Here is a 23898-nt window from a genome sequence, read left to right on the forward strand (position 1 = left end):
AATTAAAATAGTAATATTCTATGAGATTTATATTGTTGACATTGGGATTTCAACGATACATTTTCGTAGGTCGGATTGTTGCGAGTGGATATATATTGCTATGTATTCGGCTACTAAATGAAAGGGTTACTGAAATGAAGTAGGCGGATAGCAAGTATATAGAAAGGAGAAAGGTAGAAAATATGAAGCAAGTATTGAAGTGTTTTAATGTCGTAACAATGATCACACTTCTTCTATCCATCATATTGCCTTCGCCCAGTGCTTTTGCTACAGAGATAAATAAAAAAAGCTGGGATGAGTTACAAGGAAATGATGTGAAAATTAAGGCAGATCAAGTGAATGCTGAAATGTATAAGGGAGAAGTAGCGGAGAGGGAGCACGTATTTCAATATAAGATTGAAAATACGGGAGATACACCAATCCGAGAATTAGTAATTAAACAAAATAATGACAATGGAATTGAGTTTCTTTCGCAATCTGTGAAAGTAAACGGAGAGAAGTTACTTGAAAATAAGGTAGCGGATTTCTATGTAGAGGAAAAAGATAATGGAGGAAAGGTTCTTTCTTCTAATCTTAAAATTCAAGATTTAAAATCACATGAAAAAATGACTGTATTAATAAAAGCTCGTCGTACGCAACACTTTAATAAAGAGTATAAGCAAAAAATTAGTGTGCAAAAGGATCAACTACAAATAGGAAACATGTCTGTAGATGTTGAAGGGCTTCCTTCTGAAGAGAAGTTAGAAGCTAATACCGATGATGAGGCTGACAGTAGTAAGAAAGCTATCGGATCAACAACTAAAGAAGTGGATGGGAAATTAAAAGTATCTGTAGAAGATAAAAATACATCTACACAAAAAACAGAAATAGAGAAGATAAAACAACCTGAAGCTGAGAAGCAACTAGAAAAAGAGAAAAAGCAATCACCTTTAGCAGTAAAGCAGAGCGATGCAGAAGTACAAGCTGCGTCAGAAAATGCTTCGAAGGTTCAAATCCAAACAGGAGATAAACAAGGGTTTGGAGATCCACTGTATTCTACAATTGCTGCTGGTAATTTAGTACAGACTGGTAATGTGACGCTTGGTTTGACAACTGACCATTACGGCAGACAAAGTATGGGTTATAAAACGAACAAAATGACAGTGGACGTTGATAACGATAATAGTACTTTTAATTCGTCAACAGGCGCATTTCCTAACATTCCTGCTGGAAGTAAAGTAAAAAAGGCGTATTTGTTTTGGACAGCTGCAATGGGAACTGTAACTAGTACAAATGTTAATCAAAGAGTTAGTGATAATGATGTACGACAACCAGTCAAAATGAAAATGGGAAATAAAGAATATGCAGAGGTAACTGCTGATAGTATACGAAAAGCGGATTACCTACCTTATATTTCTAATTACTCAGGTAGTGGCGCGGGATATGTTGCGTATGCAGATGTAACAAATGTAATTGCACAGCAAGGGATTTCTCAAACGTTGACAGTTGCAAACGTGCCACAAATTAAAGATGTAACAGGTGGCGGCTATTACTGGGGTAACTGGAATCTTATATTAGTTTATGAAAACTATAAAGAAACAGTAAAAGACATGAAGATTTGGGAAGGGCTAGTCTCTCAAAAAAGTACAGCTTGGACAGATATTAGTGTTAATAAAATAAACACACCAAAAGAAGGTGCTTTTAAAGCAAAATTTAGTTATTTTTCATCGCAAGGTGATCCAGCTGAGAAAGATGGATATGCATATGATTATGGAGAATACGATTTTGGTGCTGGATATATAAAGATAAAAAATATTAACGGTAAAGAAAATGATGCGAATGATTCGTCTATGACAGAAGTACAAGTAGACGGTACTAACGAGTTTGTTACAAAAAAATATCCAGGATATAACCCGGATTGGACAAATTCTTTCAGTACAGATATTCATACGTATCACCTTGAAGGACCCACTCAAGTGAAAAATGATTTAAAAGAAGCAAAAATGCGTTTTAGAGCATATGGTGGTGGCGGTGATATTTACGTATTAAATAACGCTACATTCGTTACAGAACATAATGCTCCAAACTTACAAGTTGATAAAAAGGCATTAGATAGTGCTGGTAAAGAGGTTAAGGAAATTAAAGCTGGTGAAGAGTTTACGTATCAAATTGAAGTGAAAAATGATACGAAAAATAACCAAGCACCTGTATCGAATGTAAAAGGTTTTGATAAATTAGATGATCGTTTAGAGTATGTTCCGGGATCTATACAATATATTTCTGGAAGTAATAAAGGAAATAAAACAGATGATGCAAGCGATGATGAAGCAGAGTTTGTAAATAATCAAATTGATTTTCGTGTTGGTGAAGGTGCTAATGCTAAAGACGGCGGTGTTTTAAAGCCTGGTGAAAGTGCCATTATTACATTCAAAGTAAAAGTGAAAGCTTCTGTACAATCAGATACAACAGTAAAAAATATCGTTGTTGTAAAGGGACAAGATAGTACCGAGGTAAATTATGAAACTGCAGATGATGCAGATATTACGGTTACGACTCCAAAAGAGATCCCTGGAGAAATAGAAGCTAAAAAAATAGCATCTAATAAAACACCGAAGCTAGGTGACGAGGTAGAGTATCGTATTACATTTAAAAATAATACAAAAGATGGACGTCTAGATGTATTGACCATTGAAGATGAATTACCAAGCAATCTTGAATACGTGAAAGATAGTTTGAAAGCCGAAGGTGCAAAACCAGAGCCAGTAGAGCTGAAGTTTGAAAATGGAAAAGTAATTGCAAAGTATCCAGAAATTATGGATATGGAAGAAAGAAGTATCGTCTTTAAAACAAAAGTAAAAGAAACTGCAAAAATTGGTGAAGAAATTGTTAATAAAGCAAACGTTAGTGATAAAACAAATCCACCAAAGAATCTAGAAGAGAAGATTACACCACAGCATAAGGCCGGTAAAATTGCTGCAAAGAAAAAAGCAACAAATAAGAAGCCAAAGCTAGGAGAAGAATTTGAATATCAAATTAGCTTCCAAAATACGGTGGAAAACGGAAAACTAGATGCAGTTACAATAGAAGATGAAATTCCAGCTAACTTAGAATTTGTTCAAGGCAGTGAGAGAGCTGAAGGTGCTGAACCAAATCCAGTAGAGTTAAAAGTAGAAAATGGTAAGGTAATCGCAAAATATCCAGAGATTACGGATACAAAAGAGCGAAGCATTGCCTTTAAAGTGAAAGTAAAAGAAGAGGCAAAAGCGGGAGAAACGATTGTTAATAAAGCGGTTGTGAGTGAGCCAAATGGACAAACTGAGCATCCAGAGGAAAAGATTACGCCGGATTATAAATACGGTAAAGTGGATGTAGAAAAAAGCGTAACGAATCAAACACCAAAACTAGGAGAAGAAGTGGAATACCGAATTACATTTTATAATACGGTAGAAAACGGAAAACTAGAAAAGGTGCTAGTAGAAGATACACTACCTAAAGGTGTTGAATACGTGAAAGATAGTTTGAAAGCTGAAGGTATAAAACCAGAGCCAGTAGAACTAAAAGTGGAAGATGGCAAAGTAATGGCGAAGTATCCAGAAATTACGGATACAGAAAAAAGAAGTATTGTTTTTAAAGTGAAAGTAAAAGATTCGGCAAAAGTAGGGGAGGCAATCGTAAATAAAGCAATTGCAAAAGATCCGAAAAATGAGCCTGTTGAATCAAAGGTTGTTATTACACCGCAAAGTAAAAAAGGTGAAATTGCTGCTACAAAGGTAGTTAATAATAAGAAGCCAAAGTTAGGCGAAGAAATCGAGTACCGCATTAGTTTTCATAATACGGTTGAGAACGGAAAACTTGAAGAGGTGCGAGTGGAAGATACAATTCCAAAAGGTCTTGAATATGTAGAAAATAGCATCAAGGCCGAAGGAGAAGCACCTGAACCAGTAGAATTAGCTGTTGAAAATGGGATAGTCAAAGCTAAGTATATCGATATTATGGATATGAAAGAAAGAAGTATCGTCTTTAAAGTAAAGGTGAAGGAAGAAGTAAAAGTAGATAAAGAGATTGTCAATAAAGCAATTGTTGATGATACGAAAAATCCACCGATTGAACCGGAGGAAAGAATTACTCCGCAACATAAGGATGGAATAATTGATTCAAAGAAGACAGTAGATAATCCATCACCAAAACTAGGAGAAGAAGTAGAATACCGAATTAGCTTTAAGAACACGGTAGAAAACGGAAAACTAGAAAAGGTAATAATAGAGGATACAATTCCTAACGGTTTAGAGTATGTAAAAGGCAGTGAAAAGGCTGAAGGTGATAAACCAGCTCCATTAAAGTTAAGTGTGAAAGATGGAAAAGTTATTGCTGAGTACAACAATATTACGGATATGAAAGAAAGAAGTATTGTCTTTAAGGTAAAGGTGAGGGAAGAAGCGGAAGTGGGGAAGGAAATCATCAATAAGGCAATTGTTGATGATATGAAAGATCCGAAAGAACCAGAAGCAAAAATTACACCATTACACAAAGATGGAAAAATTAAAGCGAAGAAAATCGTAAATAATGAAACACCGAAGTTAGGAGAAGAAGTAGAATACCGAATTAGTATGAAAAATACGGTAAAGAACGGAAAGCTAACAGACGTGACAGTAGAGGATACTTTACCAGAAGGTTTAGAGTATGTAGAAAATAGTTTGAAGGCAGAAGGTGCCGGAATAGATTCAGTAGAGCTGAAATTTGAAAACGGTAAAGTAATGGCAAAATATCCAGAAATTACGGATACAGAAGAAAGAATTATCGTTTTTAAAGTGAAAGTAAAAGAAGAAGTAAAAGTCGGTAAAAAAATCATTAATAAAGCAACTATTGATGATTCGCAAAATAAGCCAGTTAATCCGACAGCGGAAATTACTCCTCAGTATAAAGATGGAAAACTTGAAGCAAAAAAGACAGTAAATAATGAAACGCCGAAGTTAGGAGAAGAAGTGGAATACCGAATCAGCTTTAAAAATACGGTAGAACATGGAAAGCTAACAGAGGTAAAGATAGAAGATGATTTACCAACTGGATTAGAGTATGTGAAAGATAGTTTAAAAGTAGAAGGTTCTAAGCCAGATCCAGTGGAATTAAAATTTGAAAACGGTAAGGTAATGGCAAAGTATCCTGAGATTACAGATACAAAAGAGAGAAGTATTACCTTCAAAGTGAAAGTAAAAGGTAAAGTGAGCGATTCAATTGTTAATGAAGCGATTGTGAGCGATACGAAACATCCGCCAGAAACACCGACAGCAGAAATTATTCCGCAACATAAAGACGGAAAAGTGAAAGCGAAGAAGACGGTAAATAATGAAACGCCGAAGTTAGGAGAAGAAGTAGAATACCGAATTAGTTTTAAAAACACGGTAGAAGACGGAAAACTAGCAGAGGTGAAAATAGAAGATACTTTACCAGAAGGTGTAGAGTATGTAGAAAATAGTGTAAAAGCAGAAGGTTCTAAGCCGGATCCAGTAGAATTGAAAGTGGAAAATGGTAAGGTAATGGCGAAGTATCCAGAGATTACGGATACAGAAGAAAGAAGTATCACTTTTAAAGTGAAAGTAAAAGATGAAGTGAAAGTCGGTAAAAAAATCGTCAATAAAGCAATTATTGATGATACGAAAAATGAGCCAGAAACAACGACGGCAGAAATTACTCCACAGCATAAAGACGGAAAAGTGGAAGCGAAGAAGACGGTAAATAATGAAATGCCGAAGTTAGGAGAAGAAGTGGAATACCGAATCAGTTTTAAAAACACGGTAGAAAACGGAAAGCTAGCAGAGGTAACAATAGAAGATGATTTACCAAATGGATTAGAGTATGTAAAAGATAGTTTACGAGCAGAAGGTTCTAAGCCAAATCCGGTAGAACTGAAAGTGAAAGATGGAAAAGTAATCGCAAAATATCCAGAAATTACGGATACAGAAGAAAGAAGTATCGTCTTTAAAGCGAAAGTAAAAGAAGAATTTAAGGTTGGTGAAGGCATTGTCAATAAAGTAGTTGTTGATGATACAAAAGATCCAACAACTTCAGAAGTAACAATTACGCCAGAATATAAAGACGGTAAGCTTAAAGCAGAGAAATTTGTAAACAATAAAAAACCGAAATTAGGAGAAGAAGTAGAATACCGAATTAGTTTTAAAAACACGGTAGAAAACGGAAAACTAGTAGAGGTTACAGTAGAAGATGAAATTCCAGCTGGATTAGAGTACGTGGAGAACAGTTTACAAGCAGAAGGTTCTAAACCAAGTCCGGTAGAATTGAAATTTGAAAACGGCAAGGTAATGGCAAAGTATCTAGAAATTGCGGATACAAAAGAAAGAAGTATTACTTTTAAAGTGAAAGTAAAAGAAGAGGCAGAAATAGGCAAGGAGATTGTTAATAAAGCAATCGTAGTAGATACAAAAAATGAGCCAGAAGAGCCTCGTGTGGAAATTACTCCGCAATATAAAGATGGTAAAATTGCTGCGCAGAAAGTAGCAAATAATCATAAACCGAAACTAGGAGAAGAAGTAGAATACCGAATTAGTTTTAAAAACACGGTAGAAAACGGAAAACTAGTAGAGGTAAATATAAAGGATACATTACCAAATGGTTTAGAGTATGTAGAAGGCAGCATCACAGCAGAAGGTTCTAAACCGAAACCAGTAGAGCTACAGGTGAAAAATAATAAGGTAATGGCAAAGTATCCAGAAATTACAGATACAGAGGAAAGAAGTATTGTCTTTAAAGTGAAGGTAAAAGAAAGCGTAAAAGTGGGAGAAGAAATCGTAAATGAGGCAATTGTAGATGATACAAAGAATCTGCCAGAAGAGCCTTATGTACCGATTACACCACAATATAAAGATGGGAAAATTGAGGCAAGAAAAGAAGTAAGTAATCATGAACCGAAGTTAGGTGAGGAAATCGAATATCGAATTATTTTTAATAATACGGTGAAAGATGGAAAACTAGCAGAGGTAAAAATAGAAGATGAAATTCCAGCTGGATTAGAGTTTGTAGAAGGAAGCGAAAAGGCTGAAGGTGAAGAGCCAAAACCAGTGGAGTTGAAAGTAGAAAATGGTAAGGTAATGGCAAAGTATTCAGAGATTATGGATACGAAAGAAAGAAGTATCGTCTTTAAAGTGAAGGTGAAAGATTCAGTTGCAATAGGTAAAGACATTACAAATAAAGCGATTATCCATGTTGATGATCCGAACCATCCAGTAATTGATCCGACAGCAAAAATTACACCGCAATATAAAGACGGTAAAATTGCTGCTCATAAAAAGGTGAATAATCATAAACCGAAGCTAGGGGAAGAAATCGAATACCGAATTTCATTTAATAATACGGTGAAAGATGGAAAACTGGCAGAGGTGAAGATTGAGGATGAAATTCCGTCTGGTTTAGAGTATGTGAAAGATAGTCTAAAAGCAGAAGGTGATAAGCCAGCACCAGTAGAGTTGAAAGAAGAAGCTGGTAAGGTTAGTGCGAAGTATGAAAATATCACTGATATGAAAGAAAGAAGCATTATCTTTAAAGTGAAGGTGAAAGATTCTGTTGAAGTGGACAAAGCAATTGTAAATAAAGCAATTGTTGATGATACAAAAAATCCACCAGAGCGACCGGAAGTAGATATTACACCGCAGCATAAAGACGGTAAAGTTAAAGCTGATAAAAAGGTAAATAAAAAGGATCCAAAGCTAGGAGAAGAAGTAGAGTACCGAATTAGTTTTAAAAATACGGTAGAAAACGGAAAACTAGCAGAAGTGAAAATTGAGGATCAATTACCAACTGGTTTAGAGTATGTAAAGGACAGCTTAAAAGCAGAAGGTAATGAACCGAATCCAGTAGAGCTAAAAGAAGAAGCTGGAAAAATCACAGCGAAGTATGAAAATATTACTGATACAGCTGAGCGTAGTATTAGCTTTAAAGTGAAAGTAACGGAAGTAGCAAAAGTCGGTAAGAAAATCGTGAATACGGCAATTGTGGATGATGACAATCCGAAGAATCCGCCGCAAAAACCAGAAGCGATTATTACGCCGGAGTATAAGGACGGAAAACTAAAAGCTGAGAAAACAGTAAATAATCCAGCTCCAAAATTAGGAGAAGAAGTAGAGTATCGAATTACTTTCCGTAACGTAGTAGAGCATGGAAAAGTAGCGAAGGTGAAGATTAAGGATGAATTACCAACTGGCTTAGAGTTTGTAGAAGGTAGTGAAAGAGCCGAGGGAGAGAATCCGAAACCGTTGTATGTGAAAGTGAAAAACGGAATCGTCCTTGCGGAATATCCAGAAATTACGGATATGAAAGAAAGAAGTATCGTCTTTAAAGCAAAAGTGAAAGAAAAAGCTAAAATTGGCGAAGCGATTGTGAATACGGCGGTTGTGGAAGATACTATAAATCCACCAGAGAAACCGAATGTCGCGATACAACCTCAACATAAAGAGGGTGTATTACAAGCTGAAAAGACAGTGAGTAATCATGAACCGAAGTTAGGAGAAGAAGTAGAATATCGAATTAGCTTTGAAAATACGGTAGAGAACGGAAAACTAACTGAGGTAAAGGTAGAAGATGAAATTCCAGCCGGTTTAGAATACGTACAAGATAGTATAAAGTCTGATGGGCCGGAACCATATCCGGTGGAACTTAAAGTAGAGAATGGAAAAGTAACAGCAAAGTATCCAGAAATTACGGATACGAAAAAAAGAAGTATCATCTTTAAAGTGAGAGTACAAGAGACGGTACAAGTAGGAAAAGAGCTTGTAAACAAGGCGATTGTTGATGATAATAATCCGACGACTCCGCCAGTTGAGTCACTTATACCAATCACACCGCAATATAAAGATGGGAAACTAGAGGCAAGGAAAGAAGTAAGTAATCATGAACCAAAGCTAGGGGAAGAAATTGAATATCGAATTACTTTTAACGGCACAGTAGATGGCGGGAAGTTAGTTGATGTAAAGATTGAAGATGAAATTCCGTCTGGTTTAGAGTATGTGAAAGATAGTCTGGAGGCCGTAGGTGATAAGCCTGTGCCTACAGAACTTAAAGTAGAGAATGGAAAAGTAACAGTGAAGTATCCAGAAATTACGGATACGAAAGAAAGAAGTGTCATCTTTAAAGTAAAGGTAAAAGAAACAGCAAAAGTTGGAGAAGAAATAACAAATACAGCGATTATTGAAGTGGATGATCCGAAACATCCAGTTATAGAACCGACAGCGACAATAAAGCCAGAATATAAAGATGGTAAGTTAAAAGCGACGAAGACAGTAAATAATAAAGAACCGAAGCTAGGAGAAGAAGTAGAATACCGAATTAGTTTCAAAAATACGGTAGAAAACGGTAAACTAGCAGAGGTAAAGGTAGAAGATGAAATTCCAGCCGGTTTAGAGTACGTGCAAGATAGCATTAGATTTGAAGGGGCTGAACCAAATCCAATAGAGTTAAAAATGGAGTTTGGAAAAGTAATCGCCAAGTATCTAGAAATTACAGATACGAAAGAACGTAGTATTATTTTTAAAGCGAAGGTAAAAGAAGCGCCAAGTAAAAGGATAACAAATAAAGCAGTAGTGGACGATAAAATAAATCCGCCACTTGAGCCTACAGTTACAATTTTACCGAAAACAAAGGAAGAGCCGAAGGAGCCAGAAGTGAAACCGGAAGATCCGAAAGAACCGAAGGAACCAGAAGTGAAACCGGAAGATCCGAAAGAGCCGAAGGAGCCAGAAGTGAAACCGGAAGAGCCGAAAGAGCCGAAGGAGCCAGAAGTGAAACCGGAAGAGCCGAAAGAACCGAAGGAACCAGAAGTGAAACCGGAAGAGCCGAAAGAACCGAAGGAGCCAGAAGTGAAACCGGAAGAGCCGAAAGAACCGAAGGAGCCAGAAGTGAAACCGGAAGAGCCGAAAGAGCCGAAGGAGCCAGAAGTGAAACCGGAAGTAAGATTGGAAAAATTAATTAAAGAGCCGCAAGTAAAAACAGAAAGAGAATTACCGAAAACAGGGGCAGCGTCTCCATGGATGATGTCAGTTGGTGCTGGAATTTCATTCTTAGTTGGCGGAGTATTATTCGTATTAGGTAGAAGAAGAAAACAATAATTTTTTTAGACGAAAAGCACACTGAGTTCGATAGTGTATCGAACTCAGTGTGCTTTCGTGGTATATAAAATAAAAGCTCCTTCCGCGTATGGAAGGAGCTTTTATTTTTACATATTAAAACATGCTTGAGCTATGCATCGGTTGAAGTTTTGCATTTGGATCGAAGTAAGCTTTTGCATTGTTTACTGCTGTTGGTGCTTCACCGAAGCCGCAAGCAATGAGTTTTACTTTTCCTTCATATGTACAAATGTCACCAGCAGCGTAAATGCCAGGAATATTTGTTTCCATTTTTGAATTTACAAGGATGCTGTTTTTTTGTATATCTAAGCCCCAGTTTTTAATTGGGCCAAGAGAAGAAACGAAGCCATAGTTTACAATTACGTCATCAACATCGATGATAACTTTTTCTTCAGTTTTTACGTGCTGAAGAACGACTTGTTCAATTTTGTCATCACCAATGAGTTCAACTGGAACATACGGTGTACTTACTTCTGCACGAGAATTCATTAAGTTTTCGACGCTATGTTCATGCGCACGGAATTTATCGCGGCGATGAACGATTGTAACTTTTTCAGCGATCGGTTCTAACATCATTGTCCAATCAACAGCTGAGTCGCCACCGCCAAATACTACGACGCGCTTACCAGCAAATTTATTCATATCATCAACGAAATAATGTAAGTTTTTCTTTTCGTATTTCGCTGTACCTTCTAATTCTAAGCGGCGTGGTTGGAAAGCACCATTGCCAGCAGTAATAATAACTGATTTAGAATAGTGAGTTTGCTTATTCGTAACAAGTTTAAATATACCGTCAGCTTGTTTCTCAAGCGTATCGACAGCTTCTTCTAAACAAACAGTTGGGTCAAATTTCTTCATTTGCTCTTTTAAGTTATCAACTAATTCTTGTGCGCGCACTTTTGGAAATCCAGCCACATCATAAATGTATTTTTCAGGGTAGAGTGCGGATAATTGTCCGCCAAGTTGAGGTAAGCTTTCAATGATTTTTACACTTGCTTGTCTCATACCGCCATAAAATGCTGTGAACAGTCCCGTTGGACCACCACCAATAATTGTTATGTCGTAAACTTTTTGATTTTCTGCCACTTTCATTCCCCCTATAGATGGAATTTTGATATTGATTTCATATATTGTTCATATGTACACGAAAATCCTGCAAATGATGACACTTTCAAATAAATGATAGCATATTTGAGTTCAGAATACTTCTGAAAACGACTGAATTGTGTGTAAGTTTTCGCATAGGTTCTTTTTTATTGTATAAAATATACAGAAAGGAAAATACATGAAAAAAAGGCTAAAAAACCCTTGAAAACGCTATGTTATTTTAAAATATTGATAATTCTCCAGACGCTTGAATTCTGGAATAAAACCGACTAATATAGGGAAGTATTATGTTAAATTTCTATGACAAAATTCGTACGATTTTTTGACTGCGTTTTGTTATGATATAGAATGTGATAAATTCCACATTCTTGACAAATAGAGTTTTTAGTACTTGGTATTATTTTTTATTACTATTATATAAAGAAAAGGGTTGTGATTTGGTGAAGACTCCAAAAATCGTAGTTTTAGGTGCAGGTTATGGCGGGATGATTACGACTGTTCGTCTGCAAAAAGCATTATCTGTAAATGAAGCTGAAATTACGCTAGTAAACAACAACAGCTATCACTACCAAGCGACTTGGTTACATGAGAGCGCAGCTGGTACATTACAAGATGAAAAAATCTGTCTAGATATTCAAGACGTTATTGATACAAATAAAGTGAACTTTGTACAAGACACAGTAGTAGAAATTAAAGCTGCTGAAAAACGCATTATCTTAAAAGATGGCGAGTTAGAGTATGATTACTTAGTAATTGGTCTTGGTTTCGAATCAGAAACATTCGGAATTACAGGATTAAAAGAGCATGCATTCTCAATCGCTAACATTAATGCAACTCGTGAAATTCGTGAGCATATGGAAGCTAGTTTCTCTAAATATGCAACTGAACAACGCGATGAGTTAGTAACAATCGTTGTTGGTGGTGCTGGATTTACTGGTATTGAGTACGTAGGTGAGCTTGCAAACCGTGTTCCTGAACTTTGCAAAGAGTATAATGTACCACGTGAAAAAGCACGTATCATCTGTGTAGAAGCTGCTCCAACAGCACTTCCAGGTTTCGATCCAGCGTTAGTAGAATACGCTGTAAAACAACTTGAGAAAAAAGGTGTAGAATTCCGCATCGGTACAGCAATTAAAGAAGCAACTGAAGAAGGTATTATCGTTGCGAATGGCGATGACACTGAATTAATTAAGTCTGAAACAGTAGTTTGGGCTGCAGGTGTTCGTGGTAATGGTATTGTGGAAGAGTCTGGCTTTGAAGCAATGCGCGGACGTGTAAAAGTTGATGAGTACATGCACGCTCCAGGATACGAAGATGTATTCATGGTTGGTGACGCAGCGTTAATCATTAATGAAGAAATTAACCGTCCTTACCCACCAACAGCACAAATTGCAATTCAACAAGGTTACAATATTGCACACAACTTAACTGTATTAGTTCGTGGCAAGGGCGAAATGAAGAAATTCGCATTCGATAATAAAGGATCTGTATGTTCTTTAGGTCATGACGATGCAATGGGCGTTGTTATGGGTAAAAAGTTAACAGGTTGGAAAGCTTCCTTCATGAAGAAAGTAATCGATAACCGTTACCTATTCTTATTAGGTGGACCTTTATTAGTTCTTAAAAAAGGTAAATTAAAGTTCTTTTAATATATAGTAGAAAAAGCAGAAACGGCTAAGAGCTGTTTCTGCTTTTTTCATATTAAAAATATAGTATAATATATGAAAAAGAAAGAATATTCTGTCCGTTATGATGGAGGAGGTTATTACATCATGGAGAAACGAGGGAAGGTATGGCTAGCTGTTAGTGGTTTAGTAGCTACAAAAGATGGTAGGTGGCTATTTGTTAAGAAGAAATACAGTGGATTAAAAGGGAAATGGTCTTTACCGGCTGGTTTTGTAAATGAAGGTGAGACGGTTGATGAAGCTGTGAAACGCGAAGTGTTAGAAGAGACAGGCATTGTCGCTCATGTGAAGGGAATCATTGGTGTTCGATCGGGTGTTATTCGTAATGAGATTAGTGATAATATGATTATTTTTCTTTTGGAGCCTGAAGGAGAAAATATTATTATACAGGAGAAAGAATTGTCTGAAGTGGCGTTCTTACATCCGGATAAGATTGTAGACGATCCGAATACGTCTGTGCTTATTAAATATTTGTTAGAAGGAAGATCAGAACTACATCTTGAAGTGGACAAAACATTAAATCCAGGCGAACCATTTGGTTATACAGCTTATCACGTATTTACGGCACGTGCGAAGGAGAGGGGAAAAGAGTGAGTATACCGGTACTACTTATTTCAATGATGTTATTCTTTATTTTGTTCTTTGGAATTGGATTTTTACTCAACATGATTTTGCGAGCTACTTGGGTAATGGTTATTGTGTATCCGATTGTTTGTATGCTTATTATTAATAAAGCGAGTATGTGGGATTATTTTTCAAAACCGAAAGAAACATTTTCTTCATTTGGGACAAGTGTATCGCACTTAGGACAAGCAGACGTATTTATTCTATCTACTGGATTAGTAGGGGCTGCTTTAGCAGGAGTCGTAATCAAGAAACTTCGGAAAAGCGGATATCAAATGTTTTAATCTCCAATTAAGTTGGAGATTATTTTTTTGCATATTCCTTCATGGTATAGGGAATGATTAACGATGAAGGAGTGTGGAATATAAAAATGTTAAAACGATATTGTATTCGCATTATGATGACTTGTTTACTTGCAATTGCATTATGCGTAACATGGAATGCTTTCACAGGAGTTTCTTTATTAGAGATTGTAAAGAAGTATGAGGGAACGAGTGCAAAAGAAGTACATGCAGCAGAAGTTAAGAGAAATGTTGCTCCGAGTAAAGAAGTGATAAATGCTTTAGAGCAGGCAAACGACTGGTCTAAATATCGTTCAATTGAAATGACTGCAACAGGTTATACGTCGGGAATTGAGTCAACTGGTAAGAGGCCGGGACATCCGGAGTATGGTATTACATATTCAGGTGTTAAGGCGAAAAGGGATTTATATTCCACAATCGCAGCGGACTTACGCGTATTCCCAATTGGAACAATTTTATTCGTACCAGGTTATGGGTATGGTGTAGTAGCTGATAAGGGCGGTGCAATAAAAGGAAACCGTCTTGATCTATATTATGATACGGTGAAAGATGTTTATAGCCAATGGGGTAAGAAAAAAGTAAATGTGTACGTAGTAAAAGTAGGAAATGGTAAGTTTACAGAAGAAGAGTTAACGATGTTAAATCAAGACGAAACGATGCAAGTGTTTCGTGGTCAATATTTAAAACAAAGATAGTCTAGTCGTAATTACGCTAGACTTTTTTTCTTGGCTTATTTCATAATGGAGGGGATTTTACACGACATATAACTGTAGTTAGAATTGTCGCATTTTATCGAAAATAAAGTTATAATGGTGTTAGAGAAATTTAGGGGGTCTGAACATGTTTCAAGTACAAAAAGAATTAGCAGGTCACGAAGCAGTAATTGTCGCTTTATTTGAAGAAGAGAAAATGAGTAGTTTTGTACAAGAACTGGACAAAGCGTTTGAAGGACAATTACAAGTTTTACTAGAAGAGAAAGAATTATCTATGAAGAAAAAGGCCATTTCGAAAGTACATAGCTTAGGAAAAACAAATGTGAAACGTTATTACTTTGTTGGTTTAGGCAAGAAAGAGTCTTACACGACAGAAACGTTACGTGCGGCTCTTGGTAAGGCATTTAAAACACTGCAAGTAGCAAAAGTACAAGATGCAGCAATCTTACTTGATTCTTTCGTAACAGAGAAATTAGAGGCGATTGATGTCGCTCATATTGCAGCAGAGGTACAAGGCCTTGGTACATATGAATTACAAACGTATAAATCAGATAAAAAGGATCGTGTAGAGTTAGAGAAGTTCACGGCTATTACAGCGGAAGATGCACAAGAAATTGAAGCCGCATTAACAGTTGGCTACGTACATGGACGTGCAACAAATTCAGCTCGTACACTTGTAAATATGCCGCCAAACGTATTAACAGCGACAAAGCTTGCTGAGTATGCTGTTGAATTAGCGGAGAAGTATGATATGGACTATAAAGTTCTTGAGAAAGAAGAGATGGAAGATCTTGGTATGGGTGCGTTGCTTGCAGTAAACCAAGGTAGTGTAGAGCCACCAAAAATGATTGCTCTTATTTATAAAGGAAAAGAAGAGTGGACAGATGTCATTGGATTCGTTGGAAAAGGTATTACATACGATACAGGTGGTTATTCTTTAAAACCACGTGAAGGCATGGTCGGTATGAAAGGTGATATGGGTGGTGCAGCTGCTGTATTAGGTGCGATGGAAATTATCGGTGAACTTCGCCCAGAACAAAATGTGATCGCTGTTATTCCTTCAACTGATAACGTTGTAAGTGGTACGGCATTTAAGCCAGACGATGTAATTACATCTATGAGCGGAAAAACAATTGAAGTATTAAATACGGATGCAGAAGGTCGTCTAGCTTTAGCTGACGGTATTACGTATGCGAAAAAACTTGGTGCAAACTACCTTGTTGATGTTGCAACATTAACAGGCGGTGTAATTGTTGCACTTGGAAACTATACGACAGGCGCAATGACAAATAATGAAGAGTTATTTGAGCAAGTGCTAGAGGCTTCTATGGAAACAGATGAGCCAATTTGGCAACTACCGATTTTTGATCGTGATAAAGAACGCGTTCGAAACAGTAAGTTTGCTGATTTAAATAACTCACCAGGCCGTGAAGGACATGCGGTTATGGCAGGTACATTCTTAGGCGAATTCGCTGAAGATACACCGTGGGTACACTTAGATATCGCTGGAACATCAGAAACAAAAGGCGCGCACGACTTAGGTCCAGCTGGAGCAACTGGTGCAATGGTACGTACACTTGCAACACTTGTGGAGCGCTTTGGAGAAGAATAATTTTTTGAAGAAAAGGCTGTCTCAAATTTTTGAGGCAGTCTTTTTTATTGGTATTTAATAGTTGATTTTCAATGTTATACTTATGTGATATAATTTTCCCTGTATTAGAAGTAAATAACAATTGAATAGGGAGGGAAAGAAGAGAGTGACAAAAATAGAAGCACTCTTATTATTATGAGGGAAGGGACTTTATCTCAACAAAATATAGTTGTATTGTTTTTTAAACAGTTACGCCCGAAACAGTGGACTAAAAACTTGCTTGTATTTGCAGCGTTAGTCTTTTCAATAAAACAAGTATCTTTAACTATGGTGGCACAAGCTGCAATTTGTTTTGCGCTATTTTGTGCAATATCTGGCTGTGTCTATATTTTAAATGATTTTATGGATATTGAGGCAGATCGACAACACCCTGTTAAGCGATATCGACCGATGGCATCGGGGGCATTAAATCCGTACTTTGCTATTACAGCAGGTTGTGTTATTTTAGTAGCGTCTTTAGTAGTTTCATATATATTAAATCCGTTATTGTGCTTAGTATTAGCAGCCTATTTTATTTTAAATGTAGCGTATTCAATTCGTTTAAAGCACGTTGTAATCATTGATATTTTAATTATTGCAGCTGGATTTGTTTTACGAGCATTGGCCGGTGGATTAGTTATTCAAGTGCCATTTACACCGTGGTTTTTATTATGTACATTATTACTGTCACTATTCTTGGCTATTAATAAAAGAAGACATGAATTAGTATTGTTACAGAATAATAAAGGTTCTCATAGAAAAGTATTAGAAAGTTATTCTCCTGCTTTGTTAGACCAATTAAGTACAATTGTTACATCGGCAACTATTGTAACTTATGCTATCTTTACTTTTAATGCAGGGAAAAGTATCTATTTAATGTGGACAATCCCATTTGTAATTTACGGGATTTTTCGTTATTTATATTTAGTTCACATGGAAGATAAAGGTGGAGAACCAGATAAAGTTTTATTAGAGGATCAGCATATTTTAATAACAGTGTTGTTATATGCGATAACAGTTATTATTATACTATTGAACTTTTAATTACTCTATTCGGGTTTGTTAAAACGTTTAAGAGGAGTGTCTTAAACGTTTTTTATTTGGAATAAAACATTTTTTGAATATAAACGGTTAAGGAGTATAGAGATGCAACAATTTTTAATGATTATTTTATCAGTTGGTATGGGAGTTGTAGGGCAAATTTTATTAAAGTTTGGCGCAATGAAATCACAAAGTTCAGCGGCTGTAGGTATTATGAATTTCATTAACGTACCGAACTTTTTCGGACTAGCTTTTTACGGTTTAAGTGCATTATTATGGATGATTGTGCTGAGAAAGGTGGATTTAAGTTATGCATACCCAATGGTGAGTTTCGGATATGTATTTGTTATTATTGCGTCAGCATTATTATTTGGTGAAACAATCAATTTCATGAAAATTGCTGGAATGGTATGTATAGTAGCTGGCATTTTATTTATTGCAAAATCATAGGAGGTAAAGCAATGGGAACATATTTATATTGTATACTTCCATTTATAGCTTGGGTAGCTTCGGGAGTATTGAAATTTTTAGTGAATTATCTTCGTTCTGGAAAAGATGCTTTTCGTTTAGTTGGAAATGGTGGATTTCCTAGTACGCATACAACGATTTTATCAAGTATGGTCATGACAATAGGGTTTCATGAAGGGTTTAATACACCGATGTTTGGAATCGGGATAGCAATTTTAACAATTGTTATCATTGATGCCACAGGACTTCGCCGTACAGTTGGTAAACATGCAAGAATGTTGAATAAACATATAAGTTCGGAAGAAGAAAAATTAAGAGAGCGTCAAGGACATCATTGGCATGAGATTTTTGGTGGGCTTGTGTTAGGAACAGTTATTGGGTACGTGGCACATCTAATTATGTTATTTCTACCGTAGAGAGGAGAAGAAGTATTGAATATTTGGAATGATTATAAAGGAAAGGGGATATTAGCCCTTGTCCTTTTCATTTTTTATTGGTCATTTTATTTTTTTATCGGTTGGAAAATGGATACTCACTCTAAGCTTTTTATTGAAGCTTGGGTGGTTGATACCTATTTTTCTTTTGATCAAGGATATTATATCATCTCCTTTTTCCTTGAAAAAGTAGATGTAGCAGCGGCGACCTGGTTCCGACATCCATTCCTTTATTATTTTATTCAACAATTCATGTGGATGCTGGAGACAGTAAAAGTAGGGAATATTGTACATGGTATTATATTCATTCAAACGTTTTTAAGCGCGCTCAGTGTAGTGATGATTTATACATTATGCTGTAAAATTTGTAAGAATACGATTGTTTCTTTTTTACTAGCGGTCATGTATGGATTTTCAGCTACAATGTTAGTTATTACGTGGACACCAGAATCTTTTAGCTATGCAAATTTCACATTGGTACTTATGTGCTTTGTATGCTATCCATTTATTACAGGGGAAAAAGAAGCGAAAATAGGATTTAGTATTGCGAATGTATTGTTGGCAATAGTAATAACAGGGGTTACATTAACCAATTCGTTTATGTGGTTTTTAGGTAGTCTGATGAGTTATAAGAAACTACGGAAAAAAATTATTTGGACTGGTATTTCGATTGTTATTGTCGTGGTCCTGTTTGTATTAGCAATGAACGCAAATAATGTCGTTCTTATCGAAGGATTAAAGGGTAGTATGGACTTTGCTGCGCAAGGACAGAGTTTTTCATCAGAATACGTTAAGCCATCAGGTATATTAGTATTTCATCTATTATTAGGATCTTCATTCATCTTTGGACCATTCTCGGAAGTTACTTTAAGACAAGGTGAGCAATTCGCACAATTAAATATACTTCCATCGCATACTATGATCGGGTGGATTGTGATTGTATCTGTGTATGCTTTTATAATAGTAGCTGTATGGAAAAACTTTAGAAAAGAGCCTTTCGTAAGGTTTTTAAGTTTCTGTTTACTATTTAATATTGTTTTACATGGAATTATTGGTTTTGGGGCATCTGAAGCATTTATTTATGGCGCACATATGCTGTTTACAATACCGTTATTATTGGCATATGGTTTTAAAGTGATGAGACGTGTAAAAGTAGTTGCTTTATGTTTAATATTAATATTAATAATTATAAATAATTTTGAAAGTATGCTATATTTTTATCATTTTGCAGTCTCCAATTATTCTTTATAATAAAATAGATTTTTAATAAAAGGGTACTTTAGATAGGATTTCTAAAGTACCCTTTTTTACTATTTCTTAAAAATAGATAAAAAATAATAGCTAGAAGTGAAGCATTTTAGAAAACATATAGTTGTTATGAAAGAGGTCTAAACATGTTTTGAGTACAAAAAGAGTAGCAAGTGTACTTAGACATCCCTGTGAGCAAATAATTTATGGTCAGCTCGAGCAATGGTGTAGGTAATTCGTATACTTTTCGAGCATTTTGTAGAAGAATAATTTTTTTGAAGAAAAAGCTGTCTCAAATTTTGGAGACAGCCTTTTTTATTGATATAGTAGGTATATTTGTTGGTAATTCGATATAACTTCATTTACTACTGCGCTGTTCAAAAAAGTGTTTATAAAGAAATCGTATACAAAATCCCGTTTAAAGCAAAAGAAGTACGGCCCGTTTCTTCAGAGACAACTAATATAAGTGCATCACTCTTTTCTGATAAGCCAATTGCAGCTCTGTGACGTGTTCCTAGCTCAGGATCAACTTCTGTACTTTTCGTTAAAGGAAGAATATTAGCAGCTGAGACAATATGATTATTTTTTACGAGAACAGCACCGTCATGAAGAGGGTTACCTGGATAAAATATTGATTCGAGTAATGGTGCAGTTAAATGAGCGTTTAATGTCGTTCCAGTTTGAATGAGAGCTTCAAGCGTCTCGTTTCGTTCCACAACGATAAGAGCACCATGTTTTCTGGCGCTTAAATGTTGGATAGCTGTCGTAATAAAAGATGAACTTTCCGTATAAGGTGATAAATATGCCTGAATGTAGTATGTAGCTGCCAATGTTTGTACATTTGCTAACATATGATGAATATCTTCCATTTTGCATAAAATACATTCGTCTTCTTTATCGATTGCGTTCCTCATAATCGATAGTTCTTTTTCAGCAATTTCAATCATTTGCTTTGTTTGTATTTTGAGCTCTTCTGACAAGCCCCATTCGTGCATAATCCTCATTCCCTTTAGTGGAGTATTTAACAATAGTGTATACAAATATTCCTAGTAAAATCCTACTAGATTTTATAAAATATTGAGATACAGCATGTTTTTTTCATATAATAAAGGTATGACGAGCGAGAGGAGAGAGAAGAATGAATTGGAAACAAGAATTTAGTCGCTGGCTTTCTTACGCACAATTAGATGCAGAATTAAAAGAACAGCTAGAAAATATGAAGCAAGATGAGAAGAAAATCGAGGATAGCTTTTATAAAAATCTAGAGTTTGGTACAGGTGGTATGCGTGGTGAACTTGGTGCTGGTACGAACCGTTTAAACGTATATACAGTTCGTAAAGCAACAAAAGGATTAGCAAGCTTTATTGAAAAATTAGGTGAGGAAGCGAAAAAACGCGGTGTTGTTGTAGCCTATGATTCTCGTCATAAATCACCTGAGTTCGCAATGGAAGTTGCTGCTACACTTGGTGCACGTGGTATCACAACATATGTGTTTGAAAGCTTACGTCCAACGCCAGTACTTTCTTTCGCAGTTCGTCATTTACATACAGTAAGTGGAATCGTTCTTACGGCAAGCCATAATCCACCTGAATATAACGGATACAAAGTATACGGTGAAGATGGTGGACAGTTACCTCCAAAAGAAGCAGATGAGTTAATTAGCTACGTAAATGCAGTAGAAGATGAATTAACAGTTGAAGTCGCTAATGTAGAGCAATTAAAAGCTGACGGTTTATTACATATTATTGGACAAGAAGTAGATGATGCATATGCTGCAGAATTGAACAATGTCATCATTAATAAAGAAATGGTGCAAAAGGTTGGTAAAGACTTAAAAATCGTCTTTACACCATTACACGGAACATCAAATATTTCTGTACGCCGTGGTTTAAAAGAAGTTGGATTTACAGATGTAACAGTTGTAAAAGAGCAAGAGTTACCAGATCCAAACTTCTCTACAGTAAAATCACCGAACCCAGAAGAGCACGCAGCGTTTGAGTATGCCATTCGTGACGGTGAAAAGGTAGGCGCAGATGTATTAATCGCAACTGATCCTGACGCAGATCGTCTAGGTGTAGCGGTGCGCAATCATAATGGTGAGTTCCAAGTATTAACAGGAAACCAAACAGGTGCATTAATGCTTGATTACTTACTATCTCAAAAGAAAGAAAACGGAACGCTTCCGGAGAACGGTGTCGTATTAAAAACAATCGTAACGTCTGAGATTGGTCGTACAATTGCGAAAGCATACGGTTTAGATACAGTTGATACGTTAACTGGATTTAAATTTATCGGTGAGAAAATTAGGCAGTATGAAGAAAGCGGACAATATGAATTCCAATTCGGTTATGAGGAAAGCTATGGTTATTTAATCCGCCCATTCTGCCGTGATAAAGATGCAGTACAATCTGTCCTATTTGCATGTGAAGTAGCTGCATACTACAAATCACAAGGGAAAACGTTATATGACGGTCTATTAGAAGTATTTGAGAAATACGGCTTCTTCCGTGAAGACCTTGTATCGTTAACGTTAAAAGGAAAAGATGGAGCGGAAAAAATCCAAGAGATGATGGCAACGTTCCGTGAGAATCCTCCGAAAGAAGTAGCGGGCTTAACAGTCGTAGCAGTGGAAGACTATAAAGCAAGCATCGTTACATCTTTACAAGATGGACATAAAGAAGAGATTCACTTACCGAAATCAAATGTGTTAAAATATCAATTAGAGGATGGTTCATGGTTCTGCCTACGTCCATCTGGAACTGAGCCGAAGATTAAGTTTTACTTTGGTGTAAAAGATAGTTCTTTACAAAATAGTGAACAAAAGTTACTTACTATTAAAGAAGACATTATGAATCGTTTATAATACAAAGTAATTTTAAGTAGTAAGGAACAAAAGGGAGCGAAATCTCCCTTTTGTTTTATGTAGGAAATAATTGCTATTGATTCCGACAGGAGAGAGGGTATTTTGTGATGAAAAAAGTAAGAAAAGCGATAATCCCAGCAGCTGGATTAGGAACACGTTTTTTACCAGCAACGAAAGCAATGCCGAAAGAAATGTTACCGATAGTAGATAAACCAACGATTCAATACATTGTAGAAGAAGCAGTGAAATCGGGAATCGAAGATATTATTATTGTTACTGGTAAAACAAAGCGCTCTATCGAAGATCATTTTGATAACGCATTTGAACTAGAACAAAACTTATTAGAGAAGAAAAAATATGAGTTGCTTGAAAAAGTACAAGCTTCTTCAAAAATGGTAGATATTCATTACATCCGTCAAAAAGAGCCGAAGGGACTAGGACATGCTGTTTGGTGTGCACGTAAATTCATTGGTGATGAGCCATTTGCAGTGTTACTAGGTGATGATATTGTCCAAGCTGAGAAACCGTGTTTACGTCAATTAATGGATGAGTATGAAAAAACACTTTCTTCTGTTATTGGTGTACAAACTGTTCCAGAGTCGGAAACACATCGCTATGGAATTATCGATCCATTAGAACAAGAAGGTCGTCGTTACCAAGTTCGCAATTTCGTTGAGAAACCAGCACAAGGTACAGCTCCTTCAAATTTAGCAATTATGGGCCGTTACATTTTAACGCCTGAAATCTTTATGTTCTTAGAACAGCAACATGTCGGTGCTGGTGGTGAAATTCAATTAACAGATGCAATCCAAAGCTTAAATGAAATCCAACGTGTATTTGCTTACGATTTCGAAGGAAAGCGCTACGACGTAGGTGAAAAGCTAGGATTCGTTCAAACGACAATTGAAATGGCCCTGCAACACCCAGAATTACGTGATGACATGGTTGCAATGATGAAGAAAATTTTAGAAGAACAAGCGAATCAAGAGTCTTAATATAAAAAAAGAGTTATTGCAGCAATCTGCAATAACTCTTTTTTATTATGAAATCGTCGAATGAGAATGCTGATAAGCAGAACGACGCACAGCATAGTATATGCGAGGTGCGATAATAGCACCGATAATTGTAAATGCAATATCTTTTACTGCAAACCACATCATAATCATCCAAGCAGCTTTATAGCTCATATTACCACCCATAAAGAGATTGACTGCTCCGTACATGTAAGTAGTACCGATTATATAAGTTAAAATAATTCCAGTGAAAGAGGCAATTGCAAATGTAATGAAAGTTGGCCTTTCTTTTTGTTCTACTAGTTTTCCTGATACGTAAGCAACGATAATAAAGGCGATAATAAAACCACCAGTAGGATCTAAAAGTGCTCCAAATCCAGCTTTGAAGTTAGCGAAGATCGGTGCGCCGGCTAAGCCAACGAGCATATATACAGTCATGGATAAGGCACCAAGTCTACTTCCAAGAAGAAGACCTGCTAAAATTGCGAAAAATGGTTGCATAGATAATGGGATACCTGCTACTTGTAAGAAAGGTGCCCAAGATACAATATTTGCACCGATGGCCATAAGAGCAACGAACATGGCAGCTAATGCTAAATCTAAAACATGAAATCTTCTCATAATGTTAACCTCCTGTTGTTTTTAGGTTAACATTATCGTA

General features: G+C 36.2%; 15 protein-coding genes. 12 read left to right on the forward strand and 3 right to left on the reverse strand.

Annotation, left to right across the window (positions count from 1 at the left end):
• The first annotated feature begins 182 nt into the window (after positions 1-182).
• Positions 183-10091 (forward strand): isopeptide-forming domain-containing fimbrial protein, encoded by a 9909-nt coding sequence (locus MKY38_RS25065; protein ID WP_341050062.1) that lies wholly within the window; start codon positions 183-185, stop codon positions 10089-10091.
• Between the two features lie 114 nt (positions 10092-10205).
• Here the strand turns inward: MKY38_RS25065 and MKY38_RS25070 are convergent, their stop codons facing one another.
• Complete coding sequence (locus tag MKY38_RS25070; protein WP_000829785.1) at positions 10206-11195, reverse strand: NAD(P)/FAD-dependent oxidoreductase; 990 nt, start codon at positions 11193-11195, stop codon at positions 10206-10208.
• A 461-nt stretch (positions 11196-11656) separates the two neighbouring features.
• Between MKY38_RS25070 and MKY38_RS25075 the strand changes: the two genes are divergently transcribed.
• The 9 genes from MKY38_RS25075 (at position 11657) to MKY38_RS25115 (ending at position 19364) form a co-directional block, all read left to right on the forward strand.
• Positions 11657-12865 carry an NAD(P)/FAD-dependent oxidoreductase gene (locus tag MKY38_RS25075; protein WP_000856612.1) on the forward strand — a complete coding sequence of 403 codons (1209 nt, stop codon included), beginning with the start codon at positions 11657-11659 and terminating at the stop codon, positions 12863-12865.
• Between the two features lie 123 nt (positions 12866-12988).
• Positions 12989-13495, forward strand: a complete 507-nt coding sequence (locus MKY38_RS25080) for an NUDIX hydrolase (protein WP_000415315.1) — start codon at positions 12989-12991, stop codon at positions 13493-13495.
• Complete coding sequence (locus MKY38_RS25085; protein WP_000027016.1) at positions 13492-13809, forward strand: YuiB family protein; 318 nt, start codon at positions 13492-13494, stop codon at positions 13807-13809. Before MKY38_RS25080 ends, MKY38_RS25085 begins: the two co-directional genes overlap by 4 nt.
• Before the next feature lie 86 nt (positions 13810-13895).
• Complete coding sequence (locus MKY38_RS25090) at positions 13896-14522, forward strand: 3D domain-containing protein (RefSeq protein WP_006922360.1); 627 nt, start codon at positions 13896-13898, stop codon at positions 14520-14522.
• A gap of 145 nt (positions 14523-14667) precedes the next feature.
• Positions 14668-16152, forward strand: coding sequence for a cytosol aminopeptidase (pepA, locus tag MKY38_RS25095; RefSeq protein ID WP_046393059.1), 1485 nt, complete (start codon positions 14668-14670; stop codon positions 16150-16152).
• A 174-nt stretch (positions 16153-16326) separates the two neighbouring features.
• Positions 16327-17214: a decaprenyl-phosphate phosphoribosyltransferase gene (locus MKY38_RS25100; RefSeq protein WP_016123674.1), complete on the forward strand. Its 888-nt coding sequence runs from the start codon at positions 16327-16329 to the stop codon at positions 17212-17214.
• A 102-nt stretch (positions 17215-17316) separates the two neighbouring features.
• On the forward strand, positions 17317-17661 hold the full coding sequence (locus MKY38_RS25105) for an EamA family transporter (RefSeq protein WP_001183889.1): 345 nt from the start codon (positions 17317-17319) through the stop codon (positions 17659-17661).
• A gap of 11 nt (positions 17662-17672) precedes the next feature.
• Positions 17673-18095 carry a divergent PAP2 family protein gene (locus tag MKY38_RS25110; RefSeq protein ID WP_016123673.1) on the forward strand — a complete coding sequence of 141 codons (423 nt, stop codon included), beginning with the start codon at positions 17673-17675 and terminating at the stop codon, positions 18093-18095.
• A gap of 15 nt (positions 18096-18110) precedes the next feature.
• Entirely contained in the window at positions 18111-19364 is a 1254-nt protein-coding gene (locus tag MKY38_RS25115; protein WP_046393058.1) for a DUF6080 domain-containing protein, read from the forward strand.
• A gap of 386 nt (positions 19365-19750) precedes the next feature.
• On the opposite strand, the gene cdaS is transcribed toward MKY38_RS25115, so the two are convergent.
• Positions 19751-20356 carry a sporulation-specific diadenylate cyclase CdaS gene (gene cdaS, locus MKY38_RS25120; RefSeq protein ID WP_000545252.1) on the reverse strand — a complete coding sequence of 202 codons (606 nt, stop codon included), beginning with the start codon at positions 20354-20356 and terminating at the stop codon, positions 19751-19753.
• A 143-nt stretch (positions 20357-20499) separates the two neighbouring features.
• On the opposite strand from cdaS, the gene MKY38_RS25125 reads away from it, so the two are divergent.
• Together MKY38_RS25125 and galU are read left to right on the forward strand one after the other, a co-directional pair.
• Positions 20500-22224, forward strand: coding sequence for a phospho-sugar mutase (locus MKY38_RS25125; RefSeq protein WP_001104227.1), 1725 nt, complete (start codon positions 20500-20502; stop codon positions 22222-22224).
• Between the two features lie 107 nt (positions 22225-22331).
• Positions 22332-23219 (forward strand): UTP--glucose-1-phosphate uridylyltransferase GalU, encoded by an 888-nt coding sequence (galU, locus tag MKY38_RS25130; RefSeq protein WP_002097988.1) that lies wholly within the window; start codon positions 22332-22334, stop codon positions 23217-23219.
• Between the two features lie 45 nt (positions 23220-23264).
• Here galU and MKY38_RS25135 read toward each other — a convergent pair whose 3' ends face one another.
• The gene (locus MKY38_RS25135; protein WP_001252150.1) at positions 23265-23858 is read right to left on the reverse strand and encodes a biotin transporter BioY; all 594 of its coding nucleotides are present in this window, start codon (positions 23856-23858) and stop codon (positions 23265-23267) included.
• Positions 23859-23898: the final 40 nt, after the last annotated feature.

Source organism: Bacillus sp. FSL R5-0585 (assembly GCF_038004545.1).
In the GTDB taxonomy this organism is placed as follows: Bacteria; Bacillota; Bacilli; order Bacillales; family Bacillaceae_G; genus Bacillus_A; species Bacillus_A cereus.

What these genes read in the sequence shown, in the direction of transcription:
- MKY38_RS25065 (WP_341050062.1), top strand. Translation starts at nt 183, where the DNA reads ATGAAGCAAGTATTGAAGTGTTTTAATGTCGTAACAATGATCACACTT.
- MKY38_RS25080 (WP_000415315.1), top strand. Translation starts at nt 12,989, where the DNA reads ATGGAGAAACGAGGGAAGGTATGGCTAGCTGTTAGTGGTTTAGTAGCT.
- MKY38_RS25090 (WP_006922360.1), top strand. Translation starts at nt 13,896, where the DNA reads ATGTTAAAACGATATTGTATTCGCATTATGATGACTTGTTTACTTGCA.
- pepA (WP_046393059.1), top strand. Translation starts at nt 14,668, where the DNA reads ATGTTTCAAGTACAAAAAGAATTAGCAGGTCACGAAGCAGTAATTGTC.
- MKY38_RS25100 (WP_016123674.1), top strand. Translation starts at nt 16,327, where the DNA reads ATGAGGGAAGGGACTTTATCTCAACAAAATATAGTTGTATTGTTTTTT.
- MKY38_RS25105 (WP_001183889.1), top strand. Translation starts at nt 17,317, where the DNA reads ATGCAACAATTTTTAATGATTATTTTATCAGTTGGTATGGGAGTTGTA.
- MKY38_RS25110 (WP_016123673.1), top strand. Translation starts at nt 17,673, where the DNA reads ATGGGAACATATTTATATTGTATACTTCCATTTATAGCTTGGGTAGCT.
- cdaS (WP_000545252.1), bottom strand. Translation starts at nt 20,356, where the DNA reads ATGCACGAATGGGGCTTGTCAGAAGAGCTCAAAATACAAACAAAGCAA.
- MKY38_RS25125 (WP_001104227.1), top strand. Translation starts at nt 20,500, where the DNA reads ATGAATTGGAAACAAGAATTTAGTCGCTGGCTTTCTTACGCACAATTA.
- galU (WP_002097988.1), top strand. Translation starts at nt 22,332, where the DNA reads ATGAAAAAAGTAAGAAAAGCGATAATCCCAGCAGCTGGATTAGGAACA.
- MKY38_RS25135 (WP_001252150.1), bottom strand. Translation starts at nt 23,858, where the DNA reads ATGAGAAGATTTCATGTTTTAGATTTAGCATTAGCTGCCATGTTCGTT.